This is a genomic window from Ensifer sp. KUDG1 (genome assembly GCF_050434285.1).
Lineage (GTDB): Bacteria > Pseudomonadota > Alphaproteobacteria > Rhizobiales > Rhizobiaceae > Ensifer.
Genome location: NZ_JBNDIG010000011.1, coordinates 24,495 through 51,073, shown reverse-complemented (window position 1 = coordinate 51,073; position 26,579 = coordinate 24,495). Strand labels below are relative to the sequence as shown.

Below are 26,579 nucleotides of genomic sequence, written 5' to 3'. Positions count from 1 at the left end.
CATATACCGGGCAGCGTCGCCCCCGGTGAATGCCGCTTCCCCAAGATAACGCCCAGCCGCTGCAACCGTTCCGCAAGCGACCTCAATGCAGTCCGAAGATGCCGAGCAGTTCCTCGCGCTGGCGCACGAAGGCGCTGGCGCTGCGGTCGCGCGGCCGCGGCAGGTCGATCTCGATCAACCGGGGTTCGCCGCCCTTTTCGCGCGGCAGGATGAGGATGCGGTCGGCGAGGTAGATCGCCTCCTCGAGATCGTGCGTGACGAGCACGGTCGTCACGTCCTCGTCGCGCCAGATGCGCGCCAGCTCCTGCTGCATGCTGATCTTGGTCATGGCGTCGAGCGCGCCCAGCGGCTCGTCGAGCAGCAGGATTTCCGGCTGGACGGCGAGCGCCCGGGCAATGCCGACGCGCTGCGACATGCCGCCCGACAATTGCCGCGGATAGGCGCCTTCGAACTGTTGCAGACCGACCAGCTGGACGTAGCGCCGCGCCCGCTCCCGCGCCTGTCCCCGGGAAAGCCCACGCGTCTCCAGCCCGAAGCCGACATTGTCGAGCACGGTCAGCCACGGCAAAAGCCGCGGCTCCTGGAAGATCACCGCACGGTCGGTGCCGACGCCCCTGGTCAGCTTGCCGTCGATCAGCACCTCGCCGGCATCCGGATCCTCGAGACCCGCCAGCACCCGAAGCAGGGTCGTCTTGCCCGAACCGCTGGCGCCGACGATGGCGAGCGTCTCGCCGGAGCGGATATGAAGGTTGATATCCCGAAGCACGGGCAGTGGCGCGCCGTTCAGGCGGTAGGTCTTGGAGAGGTGACGGATCGTCACCTCTCCCCGGCGAAGGTTCTGGGCAACACTCATGGAACGTCCTCAGTTGCTGGCCGTGGCGCCGTCGATGGCAAAGAGCACGTCCTTTGGCGCCAGCTGGCCCTGCTTGAGCTTGCCTTCGCGCACCAGCACGTCGATCCAGAATTGCAGGTCACGCTCGACCGGCAGGCCACCGGCCCGCACCCCATAGCCGCGGAAGTACTGGGCGATCTCAGGATTTTCCCCGCGGGCCTTCAGGACCTTCCCCAGGATCTCCTTCGTTTCCTGCGGATGTTCGCGGGCATAGTCGAGCGCGCGAGCCGACTGCACGACGAAGGTCTTTGCGGCCTCCGGGTGCTCCTTCACGAAATCACGGCGCAGCACGACGAAACCGCCGGCGATCTCGCCGAGCACGTCGGTGTCGTCGAAGATGGCGCGCAGGCCGCCGTTCTTGCGGGCTGCACCCTCGAAGGTCGTCTGCCAATAGCCGAAGGCGGAGATATCCACCTGGCCGGAGCGCAGGACCTGTTCCAGTTGCGGACCGGGAACGACGACCTGGTTGGCGGCATCTGCCGGCAGACCGACGGAGTGCAAGGCCTCGCGGATCGTATAGTCGAGGTGAGCGCCGAGCGTGTTGACGGCGATGCTCTTGCCGGCAATGTCCTTGATGCTTTTGATCGGGCTGTCTTCCAGCACGTAGAAGATCGACTGTACCTCGTCATTGATGCCGTTGGACGGATAGGCGGCGACGAAATCGTTGCCGCTGATGATCGAATTCAGCACGGCCGAGGTCGCTGCGCTGCCGATCTCGACATCGCCGGATGCAAGCGCGATCAGCGAAGCCGGCCCGCCCGTGGCAAAGCCGACACTCTCGACCGTGATGCCGGTGCCGTCGAAATAGCCGAGTTCCTGCGCGAGTTCATGGGCCGACAGGCCGCCCTGGCTGGCGAGATAACGCAGCGTGACGGCGTCGGCGGCGGCTGCCGGCGCCGCAAGGCCAAACGTGACGGCTGCCGAGAGAAGGAGATTGCGGGGGTGGAAAGTCATCTCGATATCCTTTCGAGTAAGAGCTGGTAGAGGCGGTCAGGCGTTCGGCTGAGACCAGCGGCAGAGATTGCGCTGGATGAGAACAAGCAGCGCGTTGGCGGCGAGACCGAGCAGGGCAAGCAGCAGGATCGACGCAAACATCAGCGGGATCTGGAAGTTGTATTGCGCGTTCATCACCTGGAAGCCGATGCCCTTGTTCGCTCCGATCATTTCGGCAGCGATCAGAAGCAGCAGCGCGGTCGTCGCCGAGAGCCTGAGGCCGACGAAGATCGCAGGCACCGAGGCCGGCAGAACCACGCGACGGAAGACCGCGAGCGAGCCGGCGCCGTAGGTGCGGGCCATCTCGATCAGCTTCCTGTCGACTTCCTTGACCCCGCCGATCGTCGACAACAGGATCGGAAACAGCGTCGCCCAGAAGATCACGAACACCTTGGAGGTCTCGCCGAGGCCGAGCAGCAGGATGAAGACCGGGTAGAGCGCCAGGGCCGAGGTCTGGCGGAAAAGCTGCAGGACGGGGTCAAGCGCCTGCTCCACGAGCCTGACCTGGCCCATGAACAGCCCGAGCGGAATGCCGACAGCCACGGCAGCGGCAAAGGCAATGCCCGACCGCTGCAGGCTGATGGCGATATCGTCGAGCAGCGCGCCGCCGGCGATGCCGTCCCAAAGGGCAGCCAGGATCACGTCGAGCGGCGGAAAGACCGCCGCGTTGACCCAGCCGACGGTGCTTGCAACCTGCCAGAAGGCCAGAAACGCAAGCACGAGGCCGTAGCGGGCGACGATCGCGCCGAGCAGGCGGCGCCAGCGCGGCACGCTGTTCGGCCGGGACTGCACGGGCGGCGTGGAACTCTTGGCAGGGGCCTCACGACGCGCCGTTGCAAAGCCTGCTGCAAGCGAGGGGTTGATGGTTTCATAGGACATGGCAACACCTCACTCTGCTGCCTGAACGGCCGACCGGGCGGCAGTCCAGCGGTTGACGGGAACGGGCAGGCCGAGGTTTTCGCGCAGCGTCTTGCCCTCATAGGCGGTGCGGAACAGACCACGGCGCTGCAATTTCGGGATCACCAGTTCGACGAAGTCGTCGAGCGCCGTCGGGAACCATGGCGGCAGGATGTTGAAGCCATCGGCGGCTTCGTTCTCGAACCATTCCTGCAGGGTATCGGCGATTTGTCCCGCCGTTCCAACGATCGTGTAGTGGCCGCGCGCCGATGCGATCCACTGATAGAGCTGGCGAATGGTGAAGTTGTTTTCGTCGGCGATCTGGCGGATCAGCGCCTGGCGGCTCTTCATGCCCTCGGTCGGCGGCGCCGGCGGCAACGGCCCATCGAGGTCGTAGCCACGAAGGTCGAGCGTTCCGCCCGTCAGGCCGTTGAGCAGGCCGATGCCGTCCTCCTCGACGATGAGCGAGGTCAGCCGTTCGTATTTCTCCCGCGCCTCGGCCTCCGTCCGGCCGACGAAGGGCGAGACGCCGGGCATGACCAGGATATGGTCCGGGTTGCGGCCAAAGCCGCGGGCGCGCGCCTTGATGTCGCGATAGAATTCCTGCGCCGTTTCGATGTGCTGGTGCGCCGTGAAGATCACCTCCGCGGTGGCGGCGGCAAGGCCACGGCCATCCTCGGACTGGCCGGCCTGGACGATGACGGGATGTCCCTGCGGCGAGCGCGAGATGTTGAGCGGGCCGCGGACCTTGAAATGGTCGCCGCGGTGATCCGTGTCGTGCAGCTTCGCCGGATCGAAGAAGACGCCCGATTGCTTGTCGCGGATGAAGGTATCGTCCTCGAAACTGTCCCAGAGCTTCCTGACGACATCGACATGCTCGGCCGCGCGCCGGTAGCGCTCGGCATGCGGAAGCTGAGTGTCACGGTTGAAATTCTGCGCCGTCGGATCGCCCGTCGTCGTCACCACGTTCCAGCCGGCACGCCCGCCGGAAATCAGGTCGAGCGAGGCGAACTTGCGCGCCGTGGTATAGGGCTCCTCATAGGTCGTCGACGACGTCGCGATGAAGCCGAGATGGGTGGTGAGCGGCGCCAGCGCCGAAAACAGGGTCACCGGCTCGAAACCGGCAACACGGGCATTGCCGCCCTCTCGCGCGCCACCGAAGCCGATCGCCAGACCGTCGGCAAGAAAGTAGGCGTCGAACAGACCGCGTTCGGCGGTCAGCGCCAGCTGCTTGTGAAACTCGAAACTGGTCGCCCCGTCGGCAGGCTGGTCGGGGTGGCGCCAGGCCGCGATATGCTGCCCGCCGCCGGGAAGAAAGGCTCCAAGCCGGATCTTGCGTGTCATCTCAATCCTCCTGTTCTCGCTTTAAACTCGAGGAGATCGCCCTGCCGAGGGCGAAGCGCACAAGGCGCTCCGCAACACGCGGCGAACTCCGGCCACGACAGACAGGTTACATTATACACTATTTTTATAGAGAAAGGAGATTTCAACGAGGCGCGGCGGGATTGAAATGTTTTTCGTCAGTTCGCCCGGTTTGGAGATCGATGACCGCTTCGCCGTCCCTGGAGGCAAACCGGCCGGAGCGAGCGTGCGCGGTTGATCGGGGAAAATATTCCACTTGGAATAGTTTTCGAGCCAAAGGGTTTCTTATCTCGACCAGAATACTCGACTATTTTTCGGGCACTTGCGGCGGCCATTGCCTAAAAATGTGGCCGCCGCCACACAATGAGAGTGAAAGACGTGTCCCAAGCAACCACCCAATCCTCACCAAAGCCGATCTATGCCTCCTTCGGCTTCCAGGTCCTGGCGGCCATGGTCATCGGCCTGCTGCTCGGCCTCATCGCCCGCAACATGGGCGTCGATGCCAGCGGCAATGCCAACTGGCTGACGGTCACCCTGCAGACGATCGGCTCGATCTTCGTCCAGCTTCTGCGCGCGCTCGTACCGCCGCTCGTCTTCACCGCTATCGTCGCGTCGATCGCCAATCTGGCGACGCTGCAGAATGCCGCCAAGCTCGTATGGCAGACGCTGCTCTGGTTCGCGATCACTTCGCTCATCGCCGTGGTCATCGCGATTGCTCTCGGCCTGATCATTCAGCCGGGCGTGGGTTCAGCCGTTTCGCAGGAAGCTGCCAAGGCGCCCTCCTATTCCGGCTCGTGGCTCGATTTCCTCAAGGGCCTCGTGCCCGCCAACATGCTCGGGCTCGAAGCCAGCACCAAGGTCACCGACACGGGTGCCACCACCTCGCTCAATTTCAACGTGCTGCAGATCCTCGTCGTTTCGATTGCCGTCGGTGCCGCTGCACTGAAGGTGGGCGATGCTGCCAAGCCGTTCCTCGCCTTCAACCAGTCGCTGCTGGCGATCGTGCGCAAGGTCCTCTGGTGGGTCATTCGGCTGACGCCGATCGGCACGATCGGCCTGCTCGGCCGCGCCGTCGCCCAGTACGGCTGGGAAACGCTGGCGCAGCTCGGCTGGTACACCGCTGCCGTCTACATCGGCCTTGCAATCGTGCTCTTCGTCGTCTACCCGGCGCTGCTCGTCGGCCACGGCCTGAAGCCCTCGCGCTTCTTTGCCGGCGCCTGGCCGGCGATCCAGCTCGCCTTCGTTTCGCGCTCCTCGGTCGGCACCCTGCCCGTCACCGAAACGGTGACCGAAAAGAGCCTCGGCGTGCCGCGCGAATATGCCGCCTTCGCCGTGCCGCTCGGCGCCACCACCAAGATGGACGGCTGCGCCGCGATCTATCCGGCAATCTCGGCGATCTTCATCGCGCAGTTCTTCGGCCTGCCGCTCGGCATCCAGGAATATGTGCTGATCGTCTTCGTCTCGGTGCTTGGCTCCGCCGCCACCGCCGGCCTCACCGGCGCGACCGTCATGCTGACGCTGACGCTTTCGACGCTCGGCCTGCCGCTCGAAGGCGTCGGCCTGCTGCTCGCCATCGACCCGATCCTCGACATGGGCCGCACAGCGGTCAACGTCGCCGGCCAGGCGCTGGTGCCGACGATCGTCGCCAAGCGCGAAGGCATTCTCGACGAGACCGTCTACAACGGCGACAAGGTGCTCGACGACCTGGAACCGCTTGGCGTCGCTGCACGCGCGGCCTGACGGCATGAAACGACGCATGCGGGCCGCAAGGCCCGCATGCCGTGTTATGCTTCAGGCGTTCCGCCTGTTGAGGGATCGGCGATGTCGTCGACCAATTTTCACCTCGTCACCGAATGGACGATCGCCTTCCCGCTCAAAGACGTGTGGCGTGAACTGAGCACGCCGGAGCGCTGGCCCGATTGGTGGCCGTCGGTGAAACAGGTGACGTTGCTGCAACCGGGTGACGAGCGCGGTGTCGGCGCCGTCAGGCGCATGCGCTGGTCGACGGCGCTGCCCTACGAACTGGTCTTCGACATGGAAACCACCAAGGTCGAACCGCCCCTCTTGATCGAAGGCCGGGCCTTGGGCGAACTCGACGGCATCGGCCGCTGGACGCTGCAAGGCGAAGGCAGCGCTTGCCGCGTTCGCTATGACTGGAACGTGACGGTCACGAAGCCCTGGATGGTCCGTCTTTCCTTTATCCTCAGGCCCGTTTTTCGCTGGAACCACGGGGTGGTGATGGAGCGTGGACGCCGAGGTCTCTTAGACAGGCTGGCCTAAAGCAACGGCGGGCACATTCCGGAAAGGCGCGGAGGCGGACGGCTATTGCCCCAAGGCGCGCGCCTCTTGGCGGATGATTTCGCCCAGGCGCTTGGCGCCCGGTCCCGCCGCATCCGGATCCGGGTAGACCAGATACAAGGCGCCCCAGCGCTCCGAGCCATCCTTCAGCGGCAGCGGCTTCAACTGGCCGGCAGCAAGCTCTTCGCGGATCCAGTCTTCCGGATACCACGCAAAACCCATGCCCATGCAGGCGGCGCGAATGGAGGTTGCCTTGTGGCTGACGGTCAGCCGCCTTTCGGTCACGTTCCAGACGCTCGGGCGCTGCCGCTGCAGCCCGCTGTCGCGGATCACCAGATGGCGATGGCCCTTCAAATCCTCGACGCCGATTTCCCGGCCCAGTTGATGCAGCGGGTGGAAGGGGGCGGCGGCGGCAATCGCCCGGTAGCGCAGGAGCACTTCGCCCGTATGGCCTGCCGGCAGGTTGTCGGCGCAGATCGCCAGGTCGACAGCACCCGACAGCAGCAACTCGTCGGTTCCGCCCATGACGCTTTCATGCAGTTCGATGCGGGTTTCCGGCGCCTCCTCACCGAAGCGTTCGATGCAGCTCAGCAGCAGCCAGGTCGGAAACAGCCCCTCCACCGCCAGGCTCAGCATCTGCTCCTGACCCTTGGCGAGGTTCTCCGCCGCCCGCTCCAGCCGCGTCGCTTCGTCGACCAGTGACCTGCCGCGCCGGTAGAGAATGCGCCCCTCCGTGGTCAGCAGCGCCTTGCGACCCTCGATCTCGAAGACGGCGACGCCAAGCCTCTCTTCGATCTGGCGCACCGCGTAGCTGACGGTCGATTGCGACTTGTTCAGCGCCTGTGCCGCCTGGGCGAAGCCGCCGGCGTCGACCACCGCGATGAAGGTCCGCCACTGATCCAGGGATATGCGTAGCATTGATCGAACCACTCGATAAATAGACGCCAATATTCGAACTTTTTTATCGTCCTGACAGATGTTTGTATAGGTCCAACGAACACAGACAAACGAGGCCGACATGAACATTCTTCTCGTCACAGCCGATCCGGGAGGCCCGTCCTTCGCCAAGTCCCTAGCCGACCGCTATGTCGCCGGCATCCGCGAAACGAAGGCCGCAACCATCGAACTGGCCGATCTTGCCGCCGAAGGTTTCGACCCGCGCATGACCCACAAGGACCTGGCTTTTTATCGCGAACGCGGACCGCTGCCGGAGGACGTCAGGCGCGAACAGCAACGCATCGAACGCGCCGACCTCCTGCTCCTGGCCTTTCCGATCTATTGGTGGTCGCTGCCGGCCGTAACGAAAGGCTGGATCGATCGCGTCTTCACCAAAGGCTGGGCCTTCGGCAGCGACGATCGTTTCGCCGGTCCGCTTTCGGCAAAGCACGTTCGCCTGATCGCCACCGGCGCCGGCAGCCACCGGCTTTACCAGAAGCACGGCTATGAAAGTGCGATGGCCGCCCAGATCGCACATGGCATCTTCAACTTCAGCGGCGTCACCAACGTCGAGACGCATCTTTTCCTGGACGTGGAGAGCGGCGACCGCGCGGCGCGCCTGCGCAATCTGGCCACTGCCCGCGACCTTGGTCGCGCCTATGCCGAGGGCCAACGGCAGCCTTCCCCCGGGCAACCCCGCCTGCTGCGGGCGACTGCCTGAAGCCGACGGGTCGGCGCCCCCCCGACTTCTCATCTTCGATCGATCACCAGCGAACCGAGCGCCACCACATGCGGTGCGCGAACGAACCCACGCGCCCCTCTCAACCGAACTCAACACGACAAAGGAAAAAGCCATGTCTACCGTCACGCGCGAAATCCACCTGAAGACCCGCCCGACCGGACTTCCGGGCCCAGAAAATTTCGAGATCGCCAGCCGGCGCCTCAACGAGCCGAAGCCGGGCCAACTGCTGGTCCGCAACACCTGGATATCAGTCGATCCCTATATGCGGGGCCGCATGGACGAGCGGAAAAGCTATATTCCGCCGTTCCAGCTTGACGCCGCCATGGATGGCGCGGCCGTCGGCGTGGTCGAACACTCCACCGACCCGGCCTTCTCCGTCGGCGACGCCGTCGTGCATTTCGCCGGCTGGAGGGACTATGCGGTCATCGACGCGGCGATGGCCCGCAAGCTCGATCCCGATCTTCCCGCCCAGGCCTATCTCGGCGCGCTCGGCTTTCCCGGCCTCACCGCCTATGTGGGGCTGACGCGGATCGCCAATGCCAGGCCAGGCGAGACCATCTTCGTTTCGGCCGCCAGCGGTGCCGTCGGCAGCATCGTCGCCCAGATCGCCAAGCTCAGCGGCCTGCGGGTGATCGCCTCGGTCGGCTCGTCGGACAAGGCCGACTGGCTCAGAAACGAGATCGGTGTCGACGCGGTCATCAACTATCGCGAAACATCCGATCTGACCGAAGCGCTCGCGACCGCCGCACCCGGCGGCATCGACATCTACTTCGACAATGTCGGCGGAGACCATCTCGAAGCGGCGCTCGCACTTGCCAACGATCACGCCCGCTTCGTGCTTTGCGGCATGATCACCGGCTACAACGCCGGCGGCGCGGCCGGTCCGCGCAACATCTTCCAGGCAATCGAGAAACGCATCCGCCTTCAAGGGCTGATCGTTTCCGATCATGTCGATCTCATCCCGGAGTTCGATCGCAAGATGAGCGCCTGGATCAAGGAACGGAGGATCCAGCTGCGCGAGACCATCGTCGACGGCCTGGAAAATGCGCCTGACGCCTTCATCGGCCTCTTCAAGGGCGCCAACACCGGCAAGATGCTCGTGCGCCTCTAGCTGAAAACGGGCGCATCGGCGAACCGGATCACGCCGCCCCAGACCAACCCTATGCCCCGCCCTGTCGCGGGGCATAGGTGCGTCAAGTGCAGGAACGTAGCGACGCGTGTCTCGGATGTGCGGGCGCGTGGAGGTGACAGACGAAGGTACTGCCCGCCGTCGGACATCGCAGAACCATCGAAAATCGCGCCCTTGATCTATCCTATCCAGGGGGATAGGATATTGGCATGACCGAGCACAGACACGACACCCATCCTGATATCGTCAAGCGGCTGAAACGCGCCGAGGGACACCTGAAGAGCGTTATCGCCATGATCGAAGGCGGCCGCCCCTGCCTCGACATCGCCCAGCAGCTCCACGCGGTGGAAAAGGCGATCAGCCAGGCGAAGCGAACCCTGATCCAGGATCATCTGGACCATTGCCTCGAAGACACGATCGGCGCGCTCCCACGCGAGCAGCGCCACTCCATCGACGAGTTCAAGGCGATCACGAAGTATCTCTGAGCAGCAAGCCCGCTGCCGCAACCCGCCACCAAGCGAGGCCCCATCGTCATGCTGCAGATCCTCGCAAACCGCACCTATCGCCACCTGTTTCTGGCGCAAGTGATCGCGCTGATCGGAACCGGCCTCGCAACCGTCGCGCTCGGGCTTCTCGCCTATGATCTGGCCGGCGCCGAAGCGGGTGCGGTGCTCGGGACGGCGCTTGCGATCAAGATGATCGCCTATGTCGGCGTGGCGCCGATCGCCGCCGCCTTCGCCGAACGGCTTCCACGCCGTGCCATGCTCGTCAGCCTCGACCTGGTGCGCGCCGCGGTCGCGCTGTTCCTGCCGTTCGTGACCGAGATCTGGCAGGTCTATGTGCTGATCTTCGTGCTGCAGTCGGCCTCGGCCGCCTTTACCCCCACCTTCCAGGCGACCATTCCTGACGTGCTGCCGGATGAAAAGGAATACACCCGCGCCCTGTCGCTCTCGCGGCTTGCCTATGATCTCGAAAGCGTCGCAAGCCCGATGCTCGCTGCGGCACTTCTTACCGTCGTCAGTTTCCACGACCTGTTCGCCGGCACGGTGTTCGGCTTCCTCGCCTCGGCCGCCTTCGTCGTGTCGGTCGCGCTGCCAAGCCCGAAGGCGGCGGAACGGCGCGGCATCTACGACCGCACCACGCGGGGTCTGCGCATTTATCTCGCCACACCGCGGCTCAGGGGCCTGCTCGCGCTCAACCTCGCAGTCTCGGCGGCGGGGTCGATGGTCATCGTCAACACGGTGGTGCTGGTCCAGGCCGGCTTTGGTCTCACCCAGACCGACACGGCGATCGCGCTTGCCGCCTTTGGCTGCGGCTCGATGATTGCCGCGCTGATGCTGCCACGCCTGCTCGACCGGACACCCGACCGCTTCGCGATGTTTTCCGGGGCGACGATCCTCGTCGCCGGCCTGTTCATCGGCCCGCTCGTTCCAAGTTTCGCTGCGCTGCTGCCGCTTTGGCTCGCCATCGGCCTCGGTTACTCGCTGACCCAGACGCCGTCCGGCCGGCTGCTCCGCCGCTCCGCCCAGCCTGAAGACCGGCCGGCGCTCTTTGCCGCCCAGTTCGCCCTTTCGCATGCCTGCTGGCTGATCACCTATCCGCTGGCCGGTTGGCTCGGCGCTACCGCCGGTCTCGAAGAGACCTTCGTCGCGCTTGGCCTCATCGCCATCGGCGCCATCACTGCGGCCGCCCGGCTCTGGCCGGCGCCCGACCCGGACGAAATCGAGCACGTGCATCACGCGATGGCGGACGATCATCCCCATCTTGCCGGCGCGACGCGCGTCGGCAGCGGCCACCGCCACACTCATGTCTTCGTGATCGACAGCCATCACCCGGACTGGCCGGCCCAGCAGTAGGCAAACGACCGCTACCTGGAAGCGGTGCTATTCCCGGCAAAGGACAAGATCGCCGCATCGGCGATCTCGGCGAAACGGGCGCTCGGCCCTTCGGCGCCGCTGCTCTGCTGCGCGGCGCGCGCGCCATCGATCAGCAGCAGCAATGTGTCGCCGAGCAATTCCGCATTGGCGATGCCGGCGCGGCGGCAGAGTTCGACGACGCGGTCGCGCTGCGCATCCTTGAAGAGGCGGATCACCTCGCGTCCGGGATGCTCCTCATCGGTCAGTTGCACGGCGGCGCTCATCATCTCGCATTGGCACTTGTCCTCGCCGAGATGTTCGGCGATCCGCCGGACCCAGGCCCTGAGCTGACCGAGACCATCTCCCGGGTGCTCGTCTTCCAGTTCTCGCCAGAAGCCATCCATCTCCATGCCCGCATGGCGCAGGCATTCGACGATCAGATCGTCCTTCGAACTGAAGTGGCGGTAGAGCGTCATCTTGTTGCTGTCGGCAGCGTCGGCGATCGCATCGACGCCGGTGCCGCGAATGCCGCGGCGGCGGAAGAGATCGCGCGCAGCCTCGACGATGCGATCGCGCGGCGAACGACGGGATGGTTTGCACAAATCCGTTGTCATCGCAGTGGCCCGGCGTGAACGGCGCGGAAAATCTTGCCCCTTGACGCCCTGTCATTGGTCGATAACATGCGACGATGTTACCGACCAGTAACATTTTCGCCAGCGTGGCATATCGTGGCGCAGCCACTTGCCGCGAAAAGCTCTTCCGGAAACGGCGGCGGTAACTAGCAGAAAAATTTTTATGCGCAGTGTCGGTGGGCGCGGTCGTCAGGCGTCTTTTAGCCAGAGCGCACACCGCAGAGACTTTTAAAATTCGATAACGCTCGTGATTTGGTCGTCGTGATTAGGGCCGGAACGGCCCATCATGATCTCGTGCTGGAGCCTTACGATGCGCATGCTGGATGGGCTGAAGGCTGGGGAGACCGTCGCTGACCGCAAGGTCCGCGCGGCGCGCACATGCATGCCGAGTTTCTGCCCCGCTGCCTGCCGCGATGGTGGCGCTCCCAAAGGATCGGCCCCATGATCGACTTCTTCATCCACCGGCCAATCTTCGCATCGGCGATCGCCATCATCATGACGCTTGCCGGCGGCATCTGCTATTTCCTGCTGCCGATCTCGCAGTTTCCGGACGTCACGCCACCGCAGATCGTCGTTGCCGCAAACTATCCGGGCGCCAGCGCCCAGGTGGTCGCCGACACAGTAACGACGCCGCTCGAACAGCAGATCAACGGCGTGCCGGGCATGCTCTACATGACCTCGACCAGCTCGAACGACGGCTCGTCGCGCATCATCATTTCCTTCGAAGTGGGGTACCCGATCGACGTCGCCGCGCTCGACGTACAGAACCGTGTCTCGCAGGCTGCCTCCTCGCTTCCGGCCCTCGTCAACCAGACGGGCGTGACCATCGCCAAGCAGATTCCCAATTTCACCGTGCTCGTCAGCCTGGATTCGCCCGACAATTCGGTCGATTTCGCCGCGGTCAGCAACTACGCCTATCTGCAGATCCTTGATCCGCTGAAACGCCTGCCGGGCGTCGGCGACGTCCAGCTGTTCGGCGAGCGCCGCTATTCGATGCGCGTCTGGCTCGATCCGGATCGCATGGCCAATCTCGGCATCACCGCCGTCGACGTCCAGAACGTCATTGCCGAACAGAACATCCAGGTCGCCGGCGGCAAGATCGGGCAATCGCCGGCGCCGGCCGGCACGCCCTTCGAGATGCAGATCAACGCGCTTGGACGCTTGAGCGACCCGTCGCAGTTCGGCGACATCGTGCTTCGCGCCGACCAGACGACGGGGGCGACGACGCGGCTGCGCGACGTGGCGCGCATCGAACTCGGCGCGCTGCTCTATTCCTCGTCGGTCACTTTCAATGGCAAGGAAAGCGTCGTGCTTGCCGTCTTCCAGGCGCCAGGTTCCAACGCGCTCGACCTGCAGGCGCGCGTGCAGGCGAAGATGGACGAGCTGTCGCAGCGCTTCCCCGCGGGCATCGCCTACCACATGTTCTACGACACCACGCGCTTCGTCTCGGCGGCGATGAAGGACGTGGTGTTCACGCTGCTCGAGGCGCTTGCACTCGTCGTCTTCGTCGTCTTCATCTTCCTGCAGAACCTGCGCACGACGATCATCCCGACGATCGCCATTCCGGTTTCGCTGATCGCGACGCTGGTCGTGATGTATCTCTTCGGCTTCTCGCTCAACATGCTGAGCCTGCTCGGCATGGTGCTTGCCATCGGGCTTGTGGTCGACGACGCGATCGTCGTCGTCGAGAATGTCGAACGCCAATTGGAGGCCGGGCTGCCGCCGCTCGAGGCCACCAAAAAGGCGATGCAGGAGGTGACGGGCCCGATCATCGCGACGACCGCGGTGCTGCTTGCCGTCTTCATCCCTGTCGCCTTCATCCCTGGCGTCGCGGGCAGCCTCTACAACCAGTTCGCGCTGACGGTCGCGATCTCCGTCGCCTTCTCCGCCTTCAATTCTCTGACCCTCAGTCCGGCGCTGAGCGCCGCGTTCCTGCGCTATCGCGGCGAGCCGCGCTTTGCGCTCTTCCGCTGGTTCAACAGCGGTTTTCATGCGCTGTCACACAGTTATGCGCGCAGCGTCGCCGGGCTCGTGCGTTGGCGCTGGGCGCTGTTTGCCGTCTTCCTCGCCGCGATCGCCTCGACCTACGCGCTATGGCAGCGCATCCCCTCGACCTTCCTGCCGGTCGAGGACCAGGGCTATTTCTTCGTCGTCATCCAGCTGCCCGACGGCGCCTCGCTCGAACGCACCGAGGCGGTCGCCCGGCGATCGGAAGAGATCCTGCGCGGCACCGCCGGCGTCGATTTCGTCGGTTCGGTCGTCGGCTTCAACTTCCTGTCCTTCGCCGCCCAGTCGAACTCGGCCGTGCAGTTCGCCGTGCTGAAGCCATGGGACGAGCGGCCGCCGGAACAGGGCGCCTCGGCGCTGCGCGAAGCGGTGATGCCGCAATTGCTGCAGATACCGGACGCGCTGGTGCTTGCCTTCGATCCGCCATCGATCCAGGGGCTGGGCGCCACCGGCGGCTTCGAGTTCCAGGTGGAGGACCTTGCAGGCCGCAGCGCCGAGGCGCTGAACGACGCGACGCAGGCGTTGATCGCAGAGGCGCGCAAGCAGCCGGAAATCAATCCCTACCAGCTGTTCACCACCTTCAGCACCTCGAGCCCGCAGTTCGACTATGACCTCGACCGCGACAAGGCAAAGCTGCTGGGCCTGAGCCTGCCGGATATCTTCAGCACGCTGCAGATCTATTTCGGCTCGCTCTATGTCAACGACTTCAACATCTTCGGCCGCACCTTCCGCGTGACGCTGCAGGCAGACCAGGGTGCGCGGGCCTCGGCGACGGACCTGTCGCGCCTGTATGTCCGCAACACGGAAGGCGAAATGGTGCCGCTCAATACGCTCGGGACGTTCAAGCCGACGGTCGGCCCAGAGACCATCACCCACTACAACAACTACCCTTCGGCGCTGATCAACGGCGCGGCAGCGCCCGGCTTCAGCTCGAGCCAGGCTGTGGCGGCGATGGAGCGGGTGGCAAAAACGACGCTGCCCAGGGACTACACATTCGAATGGACCGGCATTACCTATCAGGAGATCCGGGCAGGCTCGATCGCCGCGCTCGTCTTTGCGCTCGCCCTCGTCTTCTGCTTCCTGATCCTGGCCGCCCAGTATGAAAGCTGGTCGATGCCTTTCATGGTGCTGCTTTCGGTGCCGCTCGCGCTTCTGGGCGCGCTCTCGGCGCTGTGGCTGCGCGGTATGCAGATCGACGTCTATTCGCAGATCGGTTTCGTGATGCTGGTCGGACTTGCCGCCAAGAACGCCATCCTGATCGTCGAGTTCGCAAGACGGCGGCGCGAGGAAGGGCTCGACGTGGTCGCGGCCGCCGCGGAAGCGGCACGGCTGCGACTGCGGCCGATCCTGATGACGGCCTTTGCGTTCATCCTCGGCGTGCTGCCGCTGATGTATGCCAGAGGCGCCGGCGCTGCCAGCCGCCAGTCGATCGGCACCACCGTGTTCGGCGGTATGCTGGCGGCAACGATCCTCACACTCATTTTCGTCCCGGTCTTCTACGCGGTCATCGAAAAATGGCGCGAGGGCACGTCCTCGCAACCGATCGGCCAGCGTCAAGAGCCGGAGGCGGCGGAATAGGTATTGGAGCCTGACATGCGTGGTTCGAGACTGGTCCTTGCCGCAGTGGTCGTGGTCGCTGCCCTTGCTGCGGCCTATCACTACAAGAACGGCGGCTTCGAGCTGAAGGGCGGCGACGCCGGCGCGGCGGTGGGGCCGCCGCAGCAGGCTATGCCCGTTCCCGTCGCCTCGGTCGTCAAGAAAACCATTCCCATCTATCTCGATTATTCGGCGCGCACCGAAGCGATCCGCAACGTGACACTGCGCGCCAAGATCACGGGCTATATCGAAGCGCAGGCGGCACCCGACGGCTCGGACGTGAAGGAAGGCGATCTGCTCTACCGGATCGACGCGCGCGACTATGGCGCAGCGCTCGATCAGGCGAAGGCCCAGGTCGAGCGGGACGAGGCATCGCTCGCCTATTTGCGTTCCAACCTCAACCGCGGCAACGAACTCGCCACGACGGGCTATCTCGACAAGGACAGCTTCGACCAGCGCCAGAGCGCGGTGCATCAGGCCGAGGCAGCCCTTGCCATGTCGCGCGCGGCCGTGCGCACCGCCGAGATCAACTTCGACTACACCGAGATCCGCGCGCCTTTTGCCGGCCGTCTCGGCCGCGACCAGGCGCCGGAGGGAACGCTCGTCAGCAACACCGCGGGAACACCGCTCAACAACCTCGTACAGCTTTCGCCGATCTATGTCTCCTTCAACCCGAGCGAAACGGAACTCGCCGACATCCAGAAGGCACGGGCAAAGGGCAAGGTGGAGGCGGAAGTGCTTCTGCCCGGCGACAAGGAACCGCGGTATCGCGGCGAGCTCAGCTTCATCAACAACACCGTCGAGGGCAACACCGGAACGGTCGTCGCCCGTGTGACCATCGACAACACGGATCTCTCGCTGCTGCCCGGCCAATATGTTCGTGTCCGGCTGAAGATCCGCGACGAAACGAACGTGCTGATGGTGCCGGAAACGGCGCTCGGCTCGAGCCAGCTCGGCAAGTACATCTATGTCGTCGGCAAGGGGGAAACCGTCGAGCAGCGGCTCGTCACTCTCGGGCCGACGAGCGGCGATCTCATCGGCCTGACGTCAGGGGTTTCGGAGGGCGACCAGGTGATCGCCGGAAACCTGCAGAAGATTTTCCCGGGCGCACCGGTCAAACCGATGCCGGCCGAACAGGCGCAGAAGTAGGCCAAGTACCGACCCGGGCTACGTCCTTTTCAGGATCGGGAAAACCATTCCGAACGTTATGACAGCGATGGCGAGGACCTGAAGCAGCGTCGGGACTTCACCGAGAACGACGACGCCCGCCACGGTCGTCGTCACCGGGACGCACGGCATGAACAGCGACGCAGGCTGCGGGCCCAATTGACGAATGACATAGGTGTAGAGAACGCTCGCTAGCGCGCCGGCGAGAAAGCCCTGGATGACGAACTGCGTGGCGATTTCGGCGAACGGGGCGGTGGCAAATCCGCTCGGCGCCAGGATGTGCAGCAAGGGCAATGGCAGGCAGGAGCAAAAGACGACAGCGATCGTCACCGTGACCGCATCGACGGACCATAGCCGCACCAGAACCGCATAGGCCGCGAACATGACCCCCGAAACGGCAAACAACAGATCGCCGCGCAACGTTTCCCCATCCCCAACGCCCGACTGGACGACGAACAGTAGAAGGCCGGCAATGACCGTGGCGATACCGGCCAGGCGCACGCCGGAGACCTTGTCCTTGAAGACGACGCGCGAGAACAGGAACGAGAAGAAGACGATTACGGCTGGAGAGAGCGCGGCCGCGTGGGCCGCCGGTGCCAGTGCCAGCCCCTGATTGATGATCAGCGGGTAAGGCAGCCCCGTCAACAGCGCCAACACAGCGGCCTTCCGCCAGCCGAGTTGGCTCAGCCTCGGTATGCCGATCCCCAGGAGCACCGGCAGGAACGCAAGGGCAGCGCCCGAGAACCGCAGGCTGACGATGTCGGCTGGCGTCAGATGCGCGCGCAGACTGAACCTTGCGGCGACAAACTGAACGGTGGTGATGGCGACGACCGCCAATCCTGCGAGGATAGCGAGCCGCCGGCGACTGGCACTGTCATCGAACGTCATATCATCAGCGCTTGCAGCCATGGCGATTACCCCTCATTCTCCGCCTGCGACATGCGCATGGTATTGCCGCATTCAGCGCGTCTGAATATGCTGATTGCAGATACTTTGCGTGATATTCACTCTACTGAGGATCGTTCAGCGTGAAGAATGAAATTCCGGGTCTCGACACCATCGACCGAACCCTGCTGAGGTTGCTTCAGGAAGACGGCCGTCGCACCACGCTTGAACTGGCAGGCCGGGTGGGCCTGTCGCCGACGGGCGCCAGCCAGCGCGTCAAGCGCCTCTTCCGCGAGGGTTATGTGAAGGCCGTGCGCGCGATCCTCGATCCGAAGAAGATCGGCCGGGGCACCGTCGTCTTCATCCAGGTGCGCCTTGACCATACCGCCCCCCATATCTTCGAGCGCTTCTCCGAGGCGGTCGCAAAGGCGCCGGAAGTTCTGGAATGCCACATGGTGATCGGCGGCTTCGACTATCTGGTGAAGGCGCGCATTGCAGACATGTCGCTATTCCAGGATTTTCTCGAACGGGTGATTTTGCCCCTGCCCGGCGTCAGGGAGACGCACACCTACGCCTCGGTCGGCGACGTCAAGCCGGACGCGCTGCTACCGATCTGATGCTCAGGCGGGCTCCGGCCACGGCCAGGTTCGCCCCAGCAAAGCGGCGCAACCTCAAATCGGACGTGAAGTAGCAGGCCGCGGCGAATCATTGGGGTGCCGGGCGTTATTATTCCTCGAGCGACTGGCGACCTAACGCGCGCGGGCCACCAATCCCTTCGTCACAGGGTGCAATCTTCGCCCGGCAACGCTGCCCGGAAACCCAGGAGCACGCCGAGCGTCGAGCGTTTTTCGACGAGATCCGCGAGCGTGTACTTGTCGAAGACCGCGACGAAGGCGGCCGTGGCTTCCGAAAGGACGGACGGCAGGCTGCAGGCCGGAGCAATGCGGCAACCTCGGCAATCGATCAGATCGGACAACTCCTCCGTGTGCCGGAGGAGAGCGCCGAGATTGATTTCGTTCGCAGCCCTAGCGAGCCTGATACCGCCGTTGCGGCCGCGCACGGCCTCCAGAAACCCCGCATTCGCGAGGTCTTGAACCACTTTCATCATATGGTTCTGCGAGACCGAGAAGGTATCGGATATTTCCCGGATGGAGCTGAGCCCAGTGGGCTGGGAGCCCAGATAGATCATCAGGCGCATCGCATAGTCGGTGTATTTCGTGAGCCTCATCGCGGGTCTGCGTCAAAAAGTCCGTTCAAAAAACATGCATTTGATTAGCATCTTTGATCGCGAGCGAATAGATGCATTTCATATACATCTTTAAGGGTCATTTGCGATGACCGCGCGAACGGCAGTCGGAACTGAGATCAGAATGATCGTCGAAGACTTCTACGGCGAAGCCCGCATCGACAGGATTTCGAGCGCGGGATGCGTTGCCGCGAGGGACTGGGACACAGCCCCCGATCACCGGCCCATCGAAATGCCGGATGCGATTCCAGGATCACCAACCTGCCCTCACTGATACGTCCCACCGAAAGGAAAGATCATGCCGAAACCACTCTCCCCCGAGACTGTCCAGATCGTGAAGGCCAGCGCTCCGGCGCTCGCGGCCCATGGAGCGGACATCACGAAAAGCATGTATGCCCGCCTCTTCCAAGACGATCACATCCGCGCGCTGTTCAACCACGCCAATCAGGGCGAAGGCGGTTCACAGGTGAACGCGCTTGCGGCCGCCATTCTCGCCTACGCGCAGAATATCGATAATCTCGGCGTGCTCGGCCCGGTGGTCGAACGGATCGCCCAAAAGCATATCGGCTACCATATCCTCCCCGAGCACTATCCCTTTGTTGCCAAGGCTCTTCTCGCCGCCGTCGAGGATGTGCTCGGAACTGCGGCGACCCCTGAGCTCCTGAACGCATGGGGCGAAGCCTATTGGTTCCTCGCCGACATTCTCAAGGAGCGCGAAGCCACCATCCGCGACGAGCTGATGGCGCGCTCGGGCGGCTGGAACGGCTGGAGAGATTTCGTCATCGCCTCGAAAGTTCGCGAAAGCGACGTCGTCACCTCGTTTATCCTGAAACCCAAGGACGGCGGTCGCGTTGTGCGCCACAGACCCGGGCAATACCTGACGTTTCGCTTCCAACTGGACAATGGCCTGGAGATCAAGCGCAACTACTCGATCTCCAGCGGCCCAAACGACAGCTTCTACCGCATCTCCGTGAAGCGCGAAGCACAGGGACAAGGCGGATCGCGATATCTCCACGATCAGGCAACCGTCGGCACCGTCTTGAGCGCGACCCCGCCGGCTGGCGACTTCTTCCTCCCCGAAGCGCCGGCGGCACCGGTCGTGTTGCTGTCGGGTGGCGTCGGCCTGACGCCCATGGTCAGCATTCTCGAGACGATCGCCGAGGAACATCCAAACCTCGAGGCGCACTTCGTCCACGGCGCGCTGAACAGCGGCACGCATGCCATGGATCGGCATGTTCGCGAACTCGCCGATGCGCATGGCAAGATCACGATCAGCAGCTTCTATAGCGCGCCGGCGAACGGGGATGCTGTGGGGCTGTCGCACGACTTCGATGGCTTCATCACGGCGGAATGGCTTCGCAACCACACGCCCATCGCTAATGCCGAATTCTATCTCTGTGGCCCCAAACCGTTCCTTCGGGCGCTTGTCCCGGCTCTTGCCCGGGAAGGCGTTTCCAGCGAGCGGGTCCACTACGAATTCTTCGGCCCAGCCGACGAACTCATTGCAGCCTGAAATGCGCTCTGTCTGCACTTCCACGGACCGTGGAAGTGCTTGATCTCCTCATTGCCGCGGCGCGACCTTCGCGCCGCGGCAATGCCGATCTTCGCCGAGGATCTGGCAGTCCCGGCTGTGCGTGAGCGCCATCCGAAAGATCGTCCTTGCTTTCGGACCGGCCATGCTGCATTGCAAAAAGAGCCGACACGGCAGGTCAAGCTTGGTCAGAATGCGGTCGTGGCATGCAGCACAGCAGACTAAACGTCCTGGTTATCGACGAGAACCGCATCCGCGCCGCCATCATCGAGGACGGGCTGCGCGACGCGGGCTATGACCAGGTCACCGTCATCGACAACATGCATAGTCTTGCGCGACGCATCGCCGATCTCAATCCCGACGTCATCGTCATCGATCTCGAAAACCCGAACCGCGACATGCTGGAGAGCATGTTCCAGCTTTCGCGCGCGGTCAGGCGCCCTATCGCCATGTTCGTCGACAAGTCCGACGAGGCCTCCATCGAGGCGGCGGTGGAAGCCGGGGTCTCTGCCTACATCGTCGACGGCCTGAAGCAGGAACGGGTGCGCCCCATCCTGAAGATGGCGATCAGCCGCTTCAACGCCTTCTCCCGCCTCAACCGCGAACTCGAGGAGACACGCGGCGAACTGGAAAACCGCAAGGTGATCGATCGCGCCAAGGGGCTGCTGATGCGCTCGCGCGGGCTTTCCGAAGAAGAGGCCTATGCACTGCTGCGGCGGACGGCGATGAACCAGAACCGCAAGATCGTTGAGATCGCCCAAAGCCTCGTCACGGCGGCGAGCCTGCTCGATCCGGGAGGAAAGGAATGACGACGCGCCACGCCATCACCGCCGGTTTCGTGCCGCTGCTCGACAGTGCGCTGCTCGTCGTCGCCCGCGAGATGGGCTTTGCCGAGGAACAGGGGATCGACCTGACCCTTTTGCGCGAACGTTCCTGGGCAAGCATCCGCGACCGGCTTGCGGTTCGCCATGTCGATGTCGCGCATATTCTCGGGCCGATGCCGATCGCCGGCAATCTCGGTCTCAATGTGCCGGCGCCTGAAATGATCGTGCCGATGGCGCTGGGTCTCGGCGGCAATGCGGTGACTGTGTCTCCGGCGCTCTGGCAAAGGATGGCGGAAAACGGCGCGACCACGGATCTCGATGCGCGCGCGAACGGCGCAGCCCTGCGCAAGACGATCGATGCGCAGATGGGCGCGCCGTTGCGCTTTGCAGTCGTGCACCCCTATTCCGGGCACAATTACGAACTGCGCTACTGGCTGGCGGCGAGCGGCATCGATCCGGACCGTGATATCGAGATCGTCGTGCTGCCGCCGCCCGATATGGGCGATGCGCTCGCCGAAGGCGTGATCGACGGCTATTGCGCCGGCGAGCCCTGGAACACCTTCGGCGTGCTTCGCCGCGGCGCGCATCTCGCCACCGTCAAGGCAGCGATCTGGCGGTCCAGCCCGGAAAAGGTCCTTGGCGTCAACGCCCGGTGGGGGCAAGCCAACCCGGAGGCCATGGCCGCCTTGCTCGTGGCGCTTCATCTGGCCTCGCTCTGGTGCGCCCGCCCGGAAAACCACGAGACGCTCGCGACCCTTCTGGCAAGGCCCGCTTATGTGGGGCGCGACGCCGAACTGCTTCTTCCCGCCCTCAAGGGCACCCTGCCGGTCGGCGGTGGCGAGGTCCGGGCCGTCAGCGACTTCTTCGTTCCGAACGCCAAGGCAGCGACCTTCCCCTGGAAGAGCCATGCCCTCTGGTTCTACACCCAGATGGTGCGCTGGCGGCAGATCGAGCATACGGCCGAGCGCCAGCGCATCGCCGCGGAAACCTATCGCCCGGACATCTACCGCGCCGCCCTGAAACACCTTGGCATCGCCATGCCGTCGGCAAGCGCCAAGGTGGAAGGCGCCTTGACCGTGGAAACCCCGGTTGGCTCGTCGGGCGCCCTGACGCTTGGGCCCGATGGCTTCTTCGACGGCGGACGCTTCGATCCCGACGACCTCGATGCCTATATCGCGGCCCAGTCTGCGGGCTGAATGCGCGACGCCTAATTTATGCGCATTGCACAAAAAATGGCTTCGCACTGCACCAAGGAATGTCACCAACCGGGATGACGTCAGGCCGCCAATTCCACTTTTTCTTTTAGATCAATAGCTTGCCAAAACTGGCACGCTGATTGCTTTTCTTATTGCAGGCCCTCAGGCCAAGAGATCGGCGTCCAACGACGGGCGCCCCACCAGCAAAGCCGCTGATCAGGACTGCGCACACGGGGCAAACCGTGTCGGGCATACCTGGCCAGCGGCTTTTTGTTTTTCACCCCCAAGATGGAGCGGCACGACCTCGTCGGGCCTCGGAGAAGCCATGTCTGAGAACAAGCAGCCATTATCCGCCAGCGAACCCGCCACGGCTTTGTGGATGTCCACTTTTGCCTTCACCATCTGTTTCGCCGTCTGGACGATCTTCGCCATCATCGGCATCCGCATCAAGCAGGACCTCGCGCTGACCGAAGCGCAGTTCGGCCTCTTGGTCGGCACACCCATCCTCACCGGCTCGCTGGTGCGCATCCTGCTCGGCGTCTGGACGGGGCGCTATGGCGGGCGCCTCGTCTACACGCTCACTATGCTGGCCGCAGCCCTTGCGACCTTTCTGCTCACCTACGCCACAACCTATCCGCAGATGCTGCTCGCCGGCCTCGGCATCGGTCTTGCCGGCGGCTCGTTCGCGGTCGGCGTCGCCTATGTCTCGCCGTTCTTTCCGCCGGAAAAGCAGGGCACGGCGCTTGGCATCTTCGGCGCCGGCAATGTCGGCGCGGCGGTGACGAAATTCGTCGCGCCCTTCGTCCTCATTGCCTGGGGCTGGCAGACGGTTGCCGAGATCTGGGCGGCCGCACTCGTCGTCACGGCGCTCGTTTTCTGGTTCACGACCAGCGACGATCCGGCCTTCCGCAGCCGCCGCGAGCGCCAGCTGCCAAAGCGCAGCCTGCTCCAGGAGTTTGCGCCGCTGAAGAACGCCCAGGTCTGGCGTTTCTCGCTCTACTATTTCTTCGCCTTCGGCGGTTTCGTTGCCCTCTCGCTCTGGCTGCCGCGTTATCTCGTCGGCGTCTACGGCTTCGATATCGCCGTGGCGGGCATGGTCGCAGCCGCCTACTCCATCCCCGGCAGCGTCTTCCGTGCCTTCGGCGGCGTGCTTTCCGACCGCAAGGGCGCGCGTAGCGTCATGTACTGGATGCTCGGCATCTCGGCGGTGGCAACACTGATCCTGTCGCTGCCGGCCGCCGGCGAGGGCCACGGCTTCGGCATTACGCCTGCCGTCTTCATCGTCACGGTCTTCGTGCTCGGCTTCGTCATGAGCCTCGGCAAGGCCGCCGTCTACAAGCACATCCCGGCCTATTACCCGGAAAACGTCGGGGCGGTCGGCGGCATCGTCGGCATGGTCGGCGGGCTCGGGGGCTTCGTGCTGCCGATCGCCTTCGGCCTGCTCAAGGATGCGACCGGCCTGTGGTCGAGCTGCTTCCTGCTTCTCTTTGCCGTCGTCGTCGCATCGCTCCTGTGGATGCATCTTTCGATCCGCCAGATGGAACGCCGCGCGCTCACCCTGCCGACGGCTGCTGCCGCGTAAACAGACAAGGACAGACCATGACAGAGAAACTCGTCATCATCGGCAATGGTATGGCGCCGGGGCGCATGCTGGAGCACCTGCTGGAAAAGGCGCCCGGGCGCTACGACGTGACCATTTTCAACGCCGAACCACGCGTCAACTACGACCGCATCATGCTGTCGCCGGTGCTGTCGGGCGAAAAGGAATACGAAGAGATCATCATCCACGGCGACGGCTGGTACATCAAACACGGCATCACGCTTTACAAGGGTCATCGCATCGTCGCGATCGACCGCGATGCCCAAACCGTGACCTCCGACCATGGCGTGACCGAAAGCTATGACAAGCTGGTGATCGCGACCGGTTCGGTGCCCTTCATCCTGCCGGTGCCCGGCAAGGACCTGCCCGGCGTCATCACCTATCGCGACCTGGACGACGTGCAGGCCATGCTGCTCGCCGCCCAGTCGCGCGAAAAGGCCGTCGTCATCGGCGGCGGCCTGCTCGGCCTTGAAGCGGCCGCCGGCCTTGCCGGTCGCGGCATGGACGTCACCGTTCTTCACGTGATGCCGACGCTGATGGACCGCCAGCTCGATCCGGCCGCCGGCTATCTCCTTGAGAAGGAGCTGGAAGGCCGCGGCATCAAGATCATCTGCAAGGCCAACACCAAGGCGATCGTCGGCAACGGCAGGGTCGAAGGCATCGAGCTCGACGATGGCCGCATCATTCCGGCGACGCTCGTCGTCATGGCCGTCGGTATCCGGCCGAGTGTCGGCCTTGCGAAGGAGGCCGGCCTTGCGATCAACCGCGGCATCGTCGTCGACCAGGGCATGCAGACGTCCGATGGCCGCATCTGGGCGCTTGGCGAATGTGCGGAAGTGGGCGGCATGGTCTATGGCCTCGTCGCGCCGCTCTACGAGATGGCCCGTGTCGCGGCCTCCCATCTGGCCGGCGACCGCTCCGCTGCCTTTGTCCATTCAGATACACCGACCAAGCTCAAGGTCACCGGCATCGAACTTTTCTCGCTCGGCGACTTTGCCGACGGCGACGACCGCGAGGAGATCGTGCTGCGCGACGCCACGGCCGGTGTCTACAAGCGGGTGGTGCTGAAGGGAAACCGCATCATCGGCACGGTGCTCTATGGCGAAACCTCCGACGGTGCCTGGTTCAACGACTTGAAGAAGAAGGAGACCGATGTCTCCGAGATGCGCCAGACCCTGATCTTTGGCCAGGCCTACCAGGGGGGCGCTCCGCTGGACCCTATGGCGGCCGTTGCAGCCTTGCCGGATGATGCGGAAATCTGCGGCTGCAACGGCGTGTGCAAGGGCAAGATCGTTTCCACGATTGCCGACAAGGGCCTGACGTCGCTCGACGAGGTGCGCGCCCATACCAAGGCATCGGCCTCCTGCGGCTCCTGTACCGGCCTTGTCGAACAGCTGATGACGCTGACGCTCGGCGAGAGCTACAGTCCGGCCGCCGTCCAGCCGATGTGCGGCTGCACCGATCTCGGCCACGACGACGTACGTCGCCTGATCAAGGCCAAGGGCCTGAAGACCATTCCCGCGGTCATGCAAGAGCTGGAATGGAAGACCTCCTGCGGCTGCGCCAAGTGCCGCCCGGCGCTCAACTACTACCTCGTCTGCGATTTCCCGGACGAATATGCCGACGACTACCAGTCGCGCTTCATCAACGAGCGTGTTCACGCCAACATCCAGAAAGACGGTACTTATTCCGTCGTGCCGCGCATGTGGGGCGGGGTCACCAATTCCGGCGAACTGCGGGCGATTGCCGACGTGGTCGACAAGTTCGACATTCCGCTGGTGAAGGTGACCGGCGGCCAGCGCATCGACCTGCTCGGCATCGAAAAGGAGGACCTGCCCGCCGTCTGGGCCGATCTCGGCAAGGCCGGTTTCATCTCGGGCCAGGCCTATGCCAAGGGTCTGCGCACAGTGAAAACCTGCGTCGGTTCGGACTGGTGCCGCTTCGGCACGCAGGATTCCACCGGCCTCGGCATCCGCATCGAAAAGTTCATGTGGGGTTCCTGGACGCCCGCCAAGTTGAAGATGGCGGTCTCCGGCTGTCCGCGAAACTGCGCGGAAGCCACCTGCAAGGATATCGGCGTCATCTGCGTCGATAGCGGCTTCGAGATCCATTTCGCCGGTGCTGCCGGGCTCGACATCAAGGGCACCGAAGTACTTGGCCTGGTGAAGACCGAGGATGAGGCGCTGGAGCATATCGTGGCGCTGACGCAGATGTACCGCGAGCAGGCGCGTTATCTCGAGCGCATCTACAAGTGGGCGAAACGCGTCGGCCTCGACGAGATCCGCCGCCAGATCATGGACGATACGGACAAGCGCAAGGCCTACTACGATCGCTTCGTCTTCAGCCAGAAATTTGCCCAGGTCGACCCCTGGTCGGAGCGCGTCTCCGGCAAGGACAAACACGAGTTCCGGCCGATGGCGACGGTCGGCTTCCCTCAAGCTGCGGAGTGAGATGATGGACATGACCTGGCACCCGATCGGCGACATCTCGGATATTCCGCTCAGAGGCGCGCGCTGCGTGAAGACGCCTCAGGGCAAGATCGCCGTGTTCCGCACCGCCGAAAACGAGGTCTTCGCCATCGAGGACCATTGCCCGCACAAGGGTGGGCCGCTGTCGCAGGGCATCGTCCACGCGAAGGCGGTGACCTGCCCCTTGCACAATTGGGCGATCTCGCTCGAAACCGGCAAGGCCCTCGGGGCCGACGAAGGCGCGGTGCGCACCATTCCGGTGCGCATTGACGGCGGCGCGCTGTTCATTGCGCTCGAAAGCCTGCTGATTGCGGCGGAATGA

23 protein-coding genes are annotated in these 26,579 nt (G+C 64.0%); 15 read left to right on the top strand and 8 right to left on the bottom strand.

Annotation, left to right across the window (positions count from 1 at the left end; all coding sequences use genetic code 11):
• Positions 1-82 precede the first annotated feature (82 nt).
• The 4 genes from M2267_RS24295 to M2267_RS24280 are packed head-to-tail and all read right to left on the bottom strand — an operon-like array spanning position 83 to position 4,126.
• Positions 83-853 carry an ABC transporter ATP-binding protein gene (locus M2267_RS24295; RefSeq protein ID WP_429117889.1) on the bottom strand — a complete coding sequence of 257 codons (771 nt, stop codon included), beginning with the start codon at positions 851-853 and terminating at the stop codon, positions 83-85.
• A 9-nt stretch (positions 854-862) separates the two neighbouring features.
• Positions 863-1,846, bottom strand: a complete 984-nt coding sequence (locus tag M2267_RS24290; protein ID WP_429117887.1) for an ABC transporter substrate-binding protein — start codon at positions 1,844-1,846, stop codon at positions 863-865.
• A 36-nt stretch (positions 1,847-1,882) separates the two neighbouring features.
• Positions 1,883-2,764, bottom strand: a complete 882-nt coding sequence (locus M2267_RS24285; RefSeq protein WP_429117885.1) for an ABC transporter permease — start codon at positions 2,762-2,764, stop codon at positions 1,883-1,885.
• A 9-nt stretch (positions 2,765-2,773) separates the two neighbouring features.
• Positions 2,774-4,126 (bottom strand): LLM class flavin-dependent oxidoreductase, encoded by a 1,353-nt coding sequence (locus M2267_RS24280; RefSeq protein ID WP_429117883.1) that lies wholly within the window; start codon positions 4,124-4,126, stop codon positions 2,774-2,776.
• A gap of 396 nt (positions 4,127-4,522) precedes the next feature.
• Here M2267_RS24280 and M2267_RS24275 point away from each other — a divergent pair, with 396 nt between their 5' ends.
• Both M2267_RS24275 and M2267_RS24270 read left to right on the top strand, forming a co-directional pair.
• Positions 4,523-5,884 carry a dicarboxylate/amino acid:cation symporter gene (locus M2267_RS24275; protein ID WP_402321134.1) on the top strand — a complete coding sequence of 454 codons (1,362 nt, stop codon included), beginning with the start codon at positions 4,523-4,525 and terminating at the stop codon, positions 5,882-5,884.
• An 81-nt stretch (positions 5,885-5,965) separates the two neighbouring features.
• A complete protein-coding gene (locus M2267_RS24270) occupies positions 5,966-6,424 on the top strand; it encodes an SRPBCC family protein (RefSeq protein WP_429117880.1) in 459 nt (152 codons plus the stop codon).
• Between the two features lie 42 nt (positions 6,425-6,466).
• Here the strand turns inward: M2267_RS24270 and M2267_RS24265 are convergent, their stop codons facing one another.
• Positions 6,467-7,360, bottom strand: coding sequence for a LysR family transcriptional regulator (locus M2267_RS24265; protein WP_429117877.1), 894 nt, complete (start codon positions 7,358-7,360; stop codon positions 6,467-6,469).
• A 100-nt stretch (positions 7,361-7,460) separates the two neighbouring features.
• Here M2267_RS24265 and M2267_RS24260 point away from each other — a divergent pair, with 100 nt between their 5' ends.
• From M2267_RS24260 to M2267_RS24245, 4 genes are all read left to right on the top strand, one after another.
• Positions 7,461-8,099 carry an NAD(P)H-dependent oxidoreductase gene (locus tag M2267_RS24260; protein WP_429117874.1) on the top strand — a complete coding sequence of 213 codons (639 nt, stop codon included), beginning with the start codon at positions 7,461-7,463 and terminating at the stop codon, positions 8,097-8,099.
• Between the two features lie 133 nt (positions 8,100-8,232).
• Positions 8,233-9,231 (top strand): NADP-dependent oxidoreductase, encoded by a 999-nt coding sequence (locus M2267_RS24255; protein WP_429117871.1) that lies wholly within the window; start codon positions 8,233-8,235, stop codon positions 9,229-9,231.
• A 227-nt stretch (positions 9,232-9,458) separates the two neighbouring features.
• A complete protein-coding gene (locus M2267_RS24250) occupies positions 9,459-9,734 on the top strand; it encodes a metal-sensing transcriptional repressor (RefSeq protein WP_192449350.1) in 276 nt (91 codons plus the stop codon).
• A gap of 48 nt (positions 9,735-9,782) precedes the next feature.
• A complete protein-coding gene (locus M2267_RS24245; protein ID WP_429117868.1) occupies positions 9,783-11,105 on the top strand; it encodes an MFS transporter in 1,323 nt (440 codons plus the stop codon).
• Positions 11,106-11,116: 11 nt separating this feature from the next.
• Here M2267_RS24245 and M2267_RS24240 read toward each other — a convergent pair whose 3' ends face one another.
• Positions 11,117-11,719 (bottom strand): TetR/AcrR family transcriptional regulator, encoded by a 603-nt coding sequence (locus M2267_RS24240; RefSeq protein ID WP_429117865.1) that lies wholly within the window; start codon positions 11,717-11,719, stop codon positions 11,117-11,119.
• A gap of 459 nt (positions 11,720-12,178) precedes the next feature.
• Here M2267_RS24240 and M2267_RS24235 point away from each other — a divergent pair, with 459 nt between their 5' ends.
• Together M2267_RS24235 and M2267_RS24230 are read left to right on the top strand one after the other, a co-directional pair.
• Entirely contained in the window at positions 12,179-15,322 is a 3,144-nt protein-coding gene (locus M2267_RS24235) for an efflux RND transporter permease subunit (RefSeq protein WP_429117862.1), read from the top strand.
• Positions 15,323-15,337: 15 nt separating this feature from the next.
• Positions 15,338-16,489, top strand: a complete 1,152-nt coding sequence (locus M2267_RS24230; RefSeq protein WP_429117859.1) for an efflux RND transporter periplasmic adaptor subunit — start codon at positions 15,338-15,340, stop codon at positions 16,487-16,489.
• Positions 16,490-16,507: 18 nt separating this feature from the next.
• Here M2267_RS24230 and M2267_RS24225 read toward each other — a convergent pair whose 3' ends face one another.
• Complete coding sequence (locus tag M2267_RS24225) at positions 16,508-17,416, bottom strand: DMT family transporter (protein WP_429117856.1); 909 nt, start codon at positions 17,414-17,416, stop codon at positions 16,508-16,510.
• Positions 17,417-17,547: 131 nt separating this feature from the next.
• Between M2267_RS24225 and M2267_RS24220 the strand changes: the two genes are divergently transcribed.
• Positions 17,548-18,009 carry an Lrp/AsnC family transcriptional regulator gene (locus M2267_RS24220; protein ID WP_052201531.1) on the top strand — a complete coding sequence of 154 codons (462 nt, stop codon included), beginning with the start codon at positions 17,548-17,550 and terminating at the stop codon, positions 18,007-18,009.
• Between the two features lie 161 nt (positions 18,010-18,170).
• On the opposite strand, the gene M2267_RS24215 is transcribed toward M2267_RS24220, so the two are convergent.
• Positions 18,171-18,620 (bottom strand): Rrf2 family transcriptional regulator, encoded by a 450-nt coding sequence (locus tag M2267_RS24215; protein WP_060519247.1) that lies wholly within the window; start codon positions 18,618-18,620, stop codon positions 18,171-18,173.
• Between the two features lie 316 nt (positions 18,621-18,936).
• On the opposite strand from M2267_RS24215, the gene hmpA reads away from it, so the two are divergent.
• The 6 genes from hmpA (at position 18,937) to nirD (ending at position 26,579) form a co-directional block, all read left to right on the top strand.
• A complete protein-coding gene (hmpA, locus tag M2267_RS24210) occupies positions 18,937-20,151 on the top strand; it encodes an NO-inducible flavohemoprotein (protein WP_429117852.1) in 1,215 nt (404 codons plus the stop codon).
• 224 nt (positions 20,152-20,375) lie between these two features.
• A complete protein-coding gene (locus M2267_RS24205; protein WP_429117850.1) occupies positions 20,376-20,978 on the top strand; it encodes an ANTAR domain-containing response regulator in 603 nt (200 codons plus the stop codon).
• Positions 20,975-22,189 (top strand): CmpA/NrtA family ABC transporter substrate-binding protein, encoded by a 1,215-nt coding sequence (locus M2267_RS24200; protein WP_429117848.1) that lies wholly within the window; start codon positions 20,975-20,977, stop codon positions 22,187-22,189. Before M2267_RS24205 ends, M2267_RS24200 begins: the two co-directional genes overlap by 4 nt.
• 325 nt (positions 22,190-22,514) lie before the next feature.
• Positions 22,515-23,771: an MFS transporter gene (locus M2267_RS24195; RefSeq protein WP_429117845.1), complete on the top strand. Its 1,257-nt coding sequence runs from the start codon at positions 22,515-22,517 to the stop codon at positions 23,769-23,771.
• 17 nt (positions 23,772-23,788) lie between these two features.
• Positions 23,789-26,239: a nitrite reductase large subunit NirB gene (nirB, locus tag M2267_RS24190; RefSeq protein ID WP_429117843.1), complete on the top strand. Its 2,451-nt coding sequence runs from the start codon at positions 23,789-23,791 to the stop codon at positions 26,237-26,239.
• Between the two features lie 4 nt (positions 26,240-26,243).
• The gene (gene nirD, locus M2267_RS24185; protein WP_371258812.1) at positions 26,244-26,579 is read left to right on the top strand and encodes a nitrite reductase small subunit NirD; all 336 of its coding nucleotides are present in this window, start codon (positions 26,244-26,246) and stop codon (positions 26,577-26,579) included.

What these genes read in the sequence shown, in the direction of transcription:
- hmpA (WP_429117852.1), top strand. Translation starts at nt 18,937, where the DNA reads ATGCCGAAACCACTCTCCCCCGAGACTGTCCAGATCGTGAAGGCCAGC.
- M2267_RS24235 (WP_429117862.1), top strand. Translation starts at nt 12,179, where the DNA reads ATGATCGACTTCTTCATCCACCGGCCAATCTTCGCATCGGCGATCGCC.
- M2267_RS24255 (WP_429117871.1), top strand. Translation starts at nt 8,233, where the DNA reads ATGTCTACCGTCACGCGCGAAATCCACCTGAAGACCCGCCCGACCGGA.
- M2267_RS24280 (WP_429117883.1), bottom strand. Translation starts at nt 4,126, where the DNA reads ATGACACGCAAGATCCGGCTTGGAGCCTTTCTTCCCGGCGGCGGGCAG.
- M2267_RS24205 (WP_429117850.1), top strand. Translation starts at nt 20,376, where the DNA reads ATGCAGCACAGCAGACTAAACGTCCTGGTTATCGACGAGAACCGCATC.
- M2267_RS24230 (WP_429117859.1), top strand. Translation starts at nt 15,338, where the DNA reads ATGCGTGGTTCGAGACTGGTCCTTGCCGCAGTGGTCGTGGTCGCTGCC.
- M2267_RS24195 (WP_429117845.1), top strand. Translation starts at nt 22,515, where the DNA reads ATGTCTGAGAACAAGCAGCCATTATCCGCCAGCGAACCCGCCACGGCT.
- M2267_RS24215 (WP_060519247.1), bottom strand. Translation starts at nt 18,620, where the DNA reads ATGAGGCTCACGAAATACACCGACTATGCGATGCGCCTGATGATCTAT.
- nirB (WP_429117843.1), top strand. Translation starts at nt 23,789, where the DNA reads ATGACAGAGAAACTCGTCATCATCGGCAATGGTATGGCGCCGGGGCGC.
- M2267_RS24225 (WP_429117856.1), bottom strand. Translation starts at nt 17,416, where the DNA reads ATGGCTGCAAGCGCTGATGATATGACGTTCGATGACAGTGCCAGTCGC.
- M2267_RS24295 (WP_429117889.1), bottom strand. Translation starts at nt 853, where the DNA reads ATGAGTGTTGCCCAGAACCTTCGCCGGGGAGAGGTGACGATCCGTCAC.
- M2267_RS24265 (WP_429117877.1), bottom strand. Translation starts at nt 7,360, where the DNA reads ATGCTACGCATATCCCTGGATCAGTGGCGGACCTTCATCGCGGTGGTC.
- M2267_RS24245 (WP_429117868.1), top strand. Translation starts at nt 9,783, where the DNA reads ATGCTGCAGATCCTCGCAAACCGCACCTATCGCCACCTGTTTCTGGCG.
- M2267_RS24240 (WP_429117865.1), bottom strand. Translation starts at nt 11,719, where the DNA reads ATGACAACGGATTTGTGCAAACCATCCCGTCGTTCGCCGCGCGATCGC.
- nirD (WP_371258812.1), top strand. Translation starts at nt 26,244, where the DNA reads ATGGACATGACCTGGCACCCGATCGGCGACATCTCGGATATTCCGCTC.
- M2267_RS24200 (WP_429117848.1), top strand. Translation starts at nt 20,975, where the DNA reads ATGACGACGCGCCACGCCATCACCGCCGGTTTCGTGCCGCTGCTCGAC.
- M2267_RS24250 (WP_192449350.1), top strand. Translation starts at nt 9,459, where the DNA reads ATGACCGAGCACAGACACGACACCCATCCTGATATCGTCAAGCGGCTG.
- M2267_RS24270 (WP_429117880.1), top strand. Translation starts at nt 5,966, where the DNA reads ATGTCGTCGACCAATTTTCACCTCGTCACCGAATGGACGATCGCCTTC.
- M2267_RS24285 (WP_429117885.1), bottom strand. Translation starts at nt 2,764, where the DNA reads ATGTCCTATGAAACCATCAACCCCTCGCTTGCAGCAGGCTTTGCAACG.
- M2267_RS24260 (WP_429117874.1), top strand. Translation starts at nt 7,461, where the DNA reads ATGAACATTCTTCTCGTCACAGCCGATCCGGGAGGCCCGTCCTTCGCC.
- M2267_RS24290 (WP_429117887.1), bottom strand. Translation starts at nt 1,846, where the DNA reads ATGACTTTCCACCCCCGCAATCTCCTTCTCTCGGCAGCCGTCACGTTT.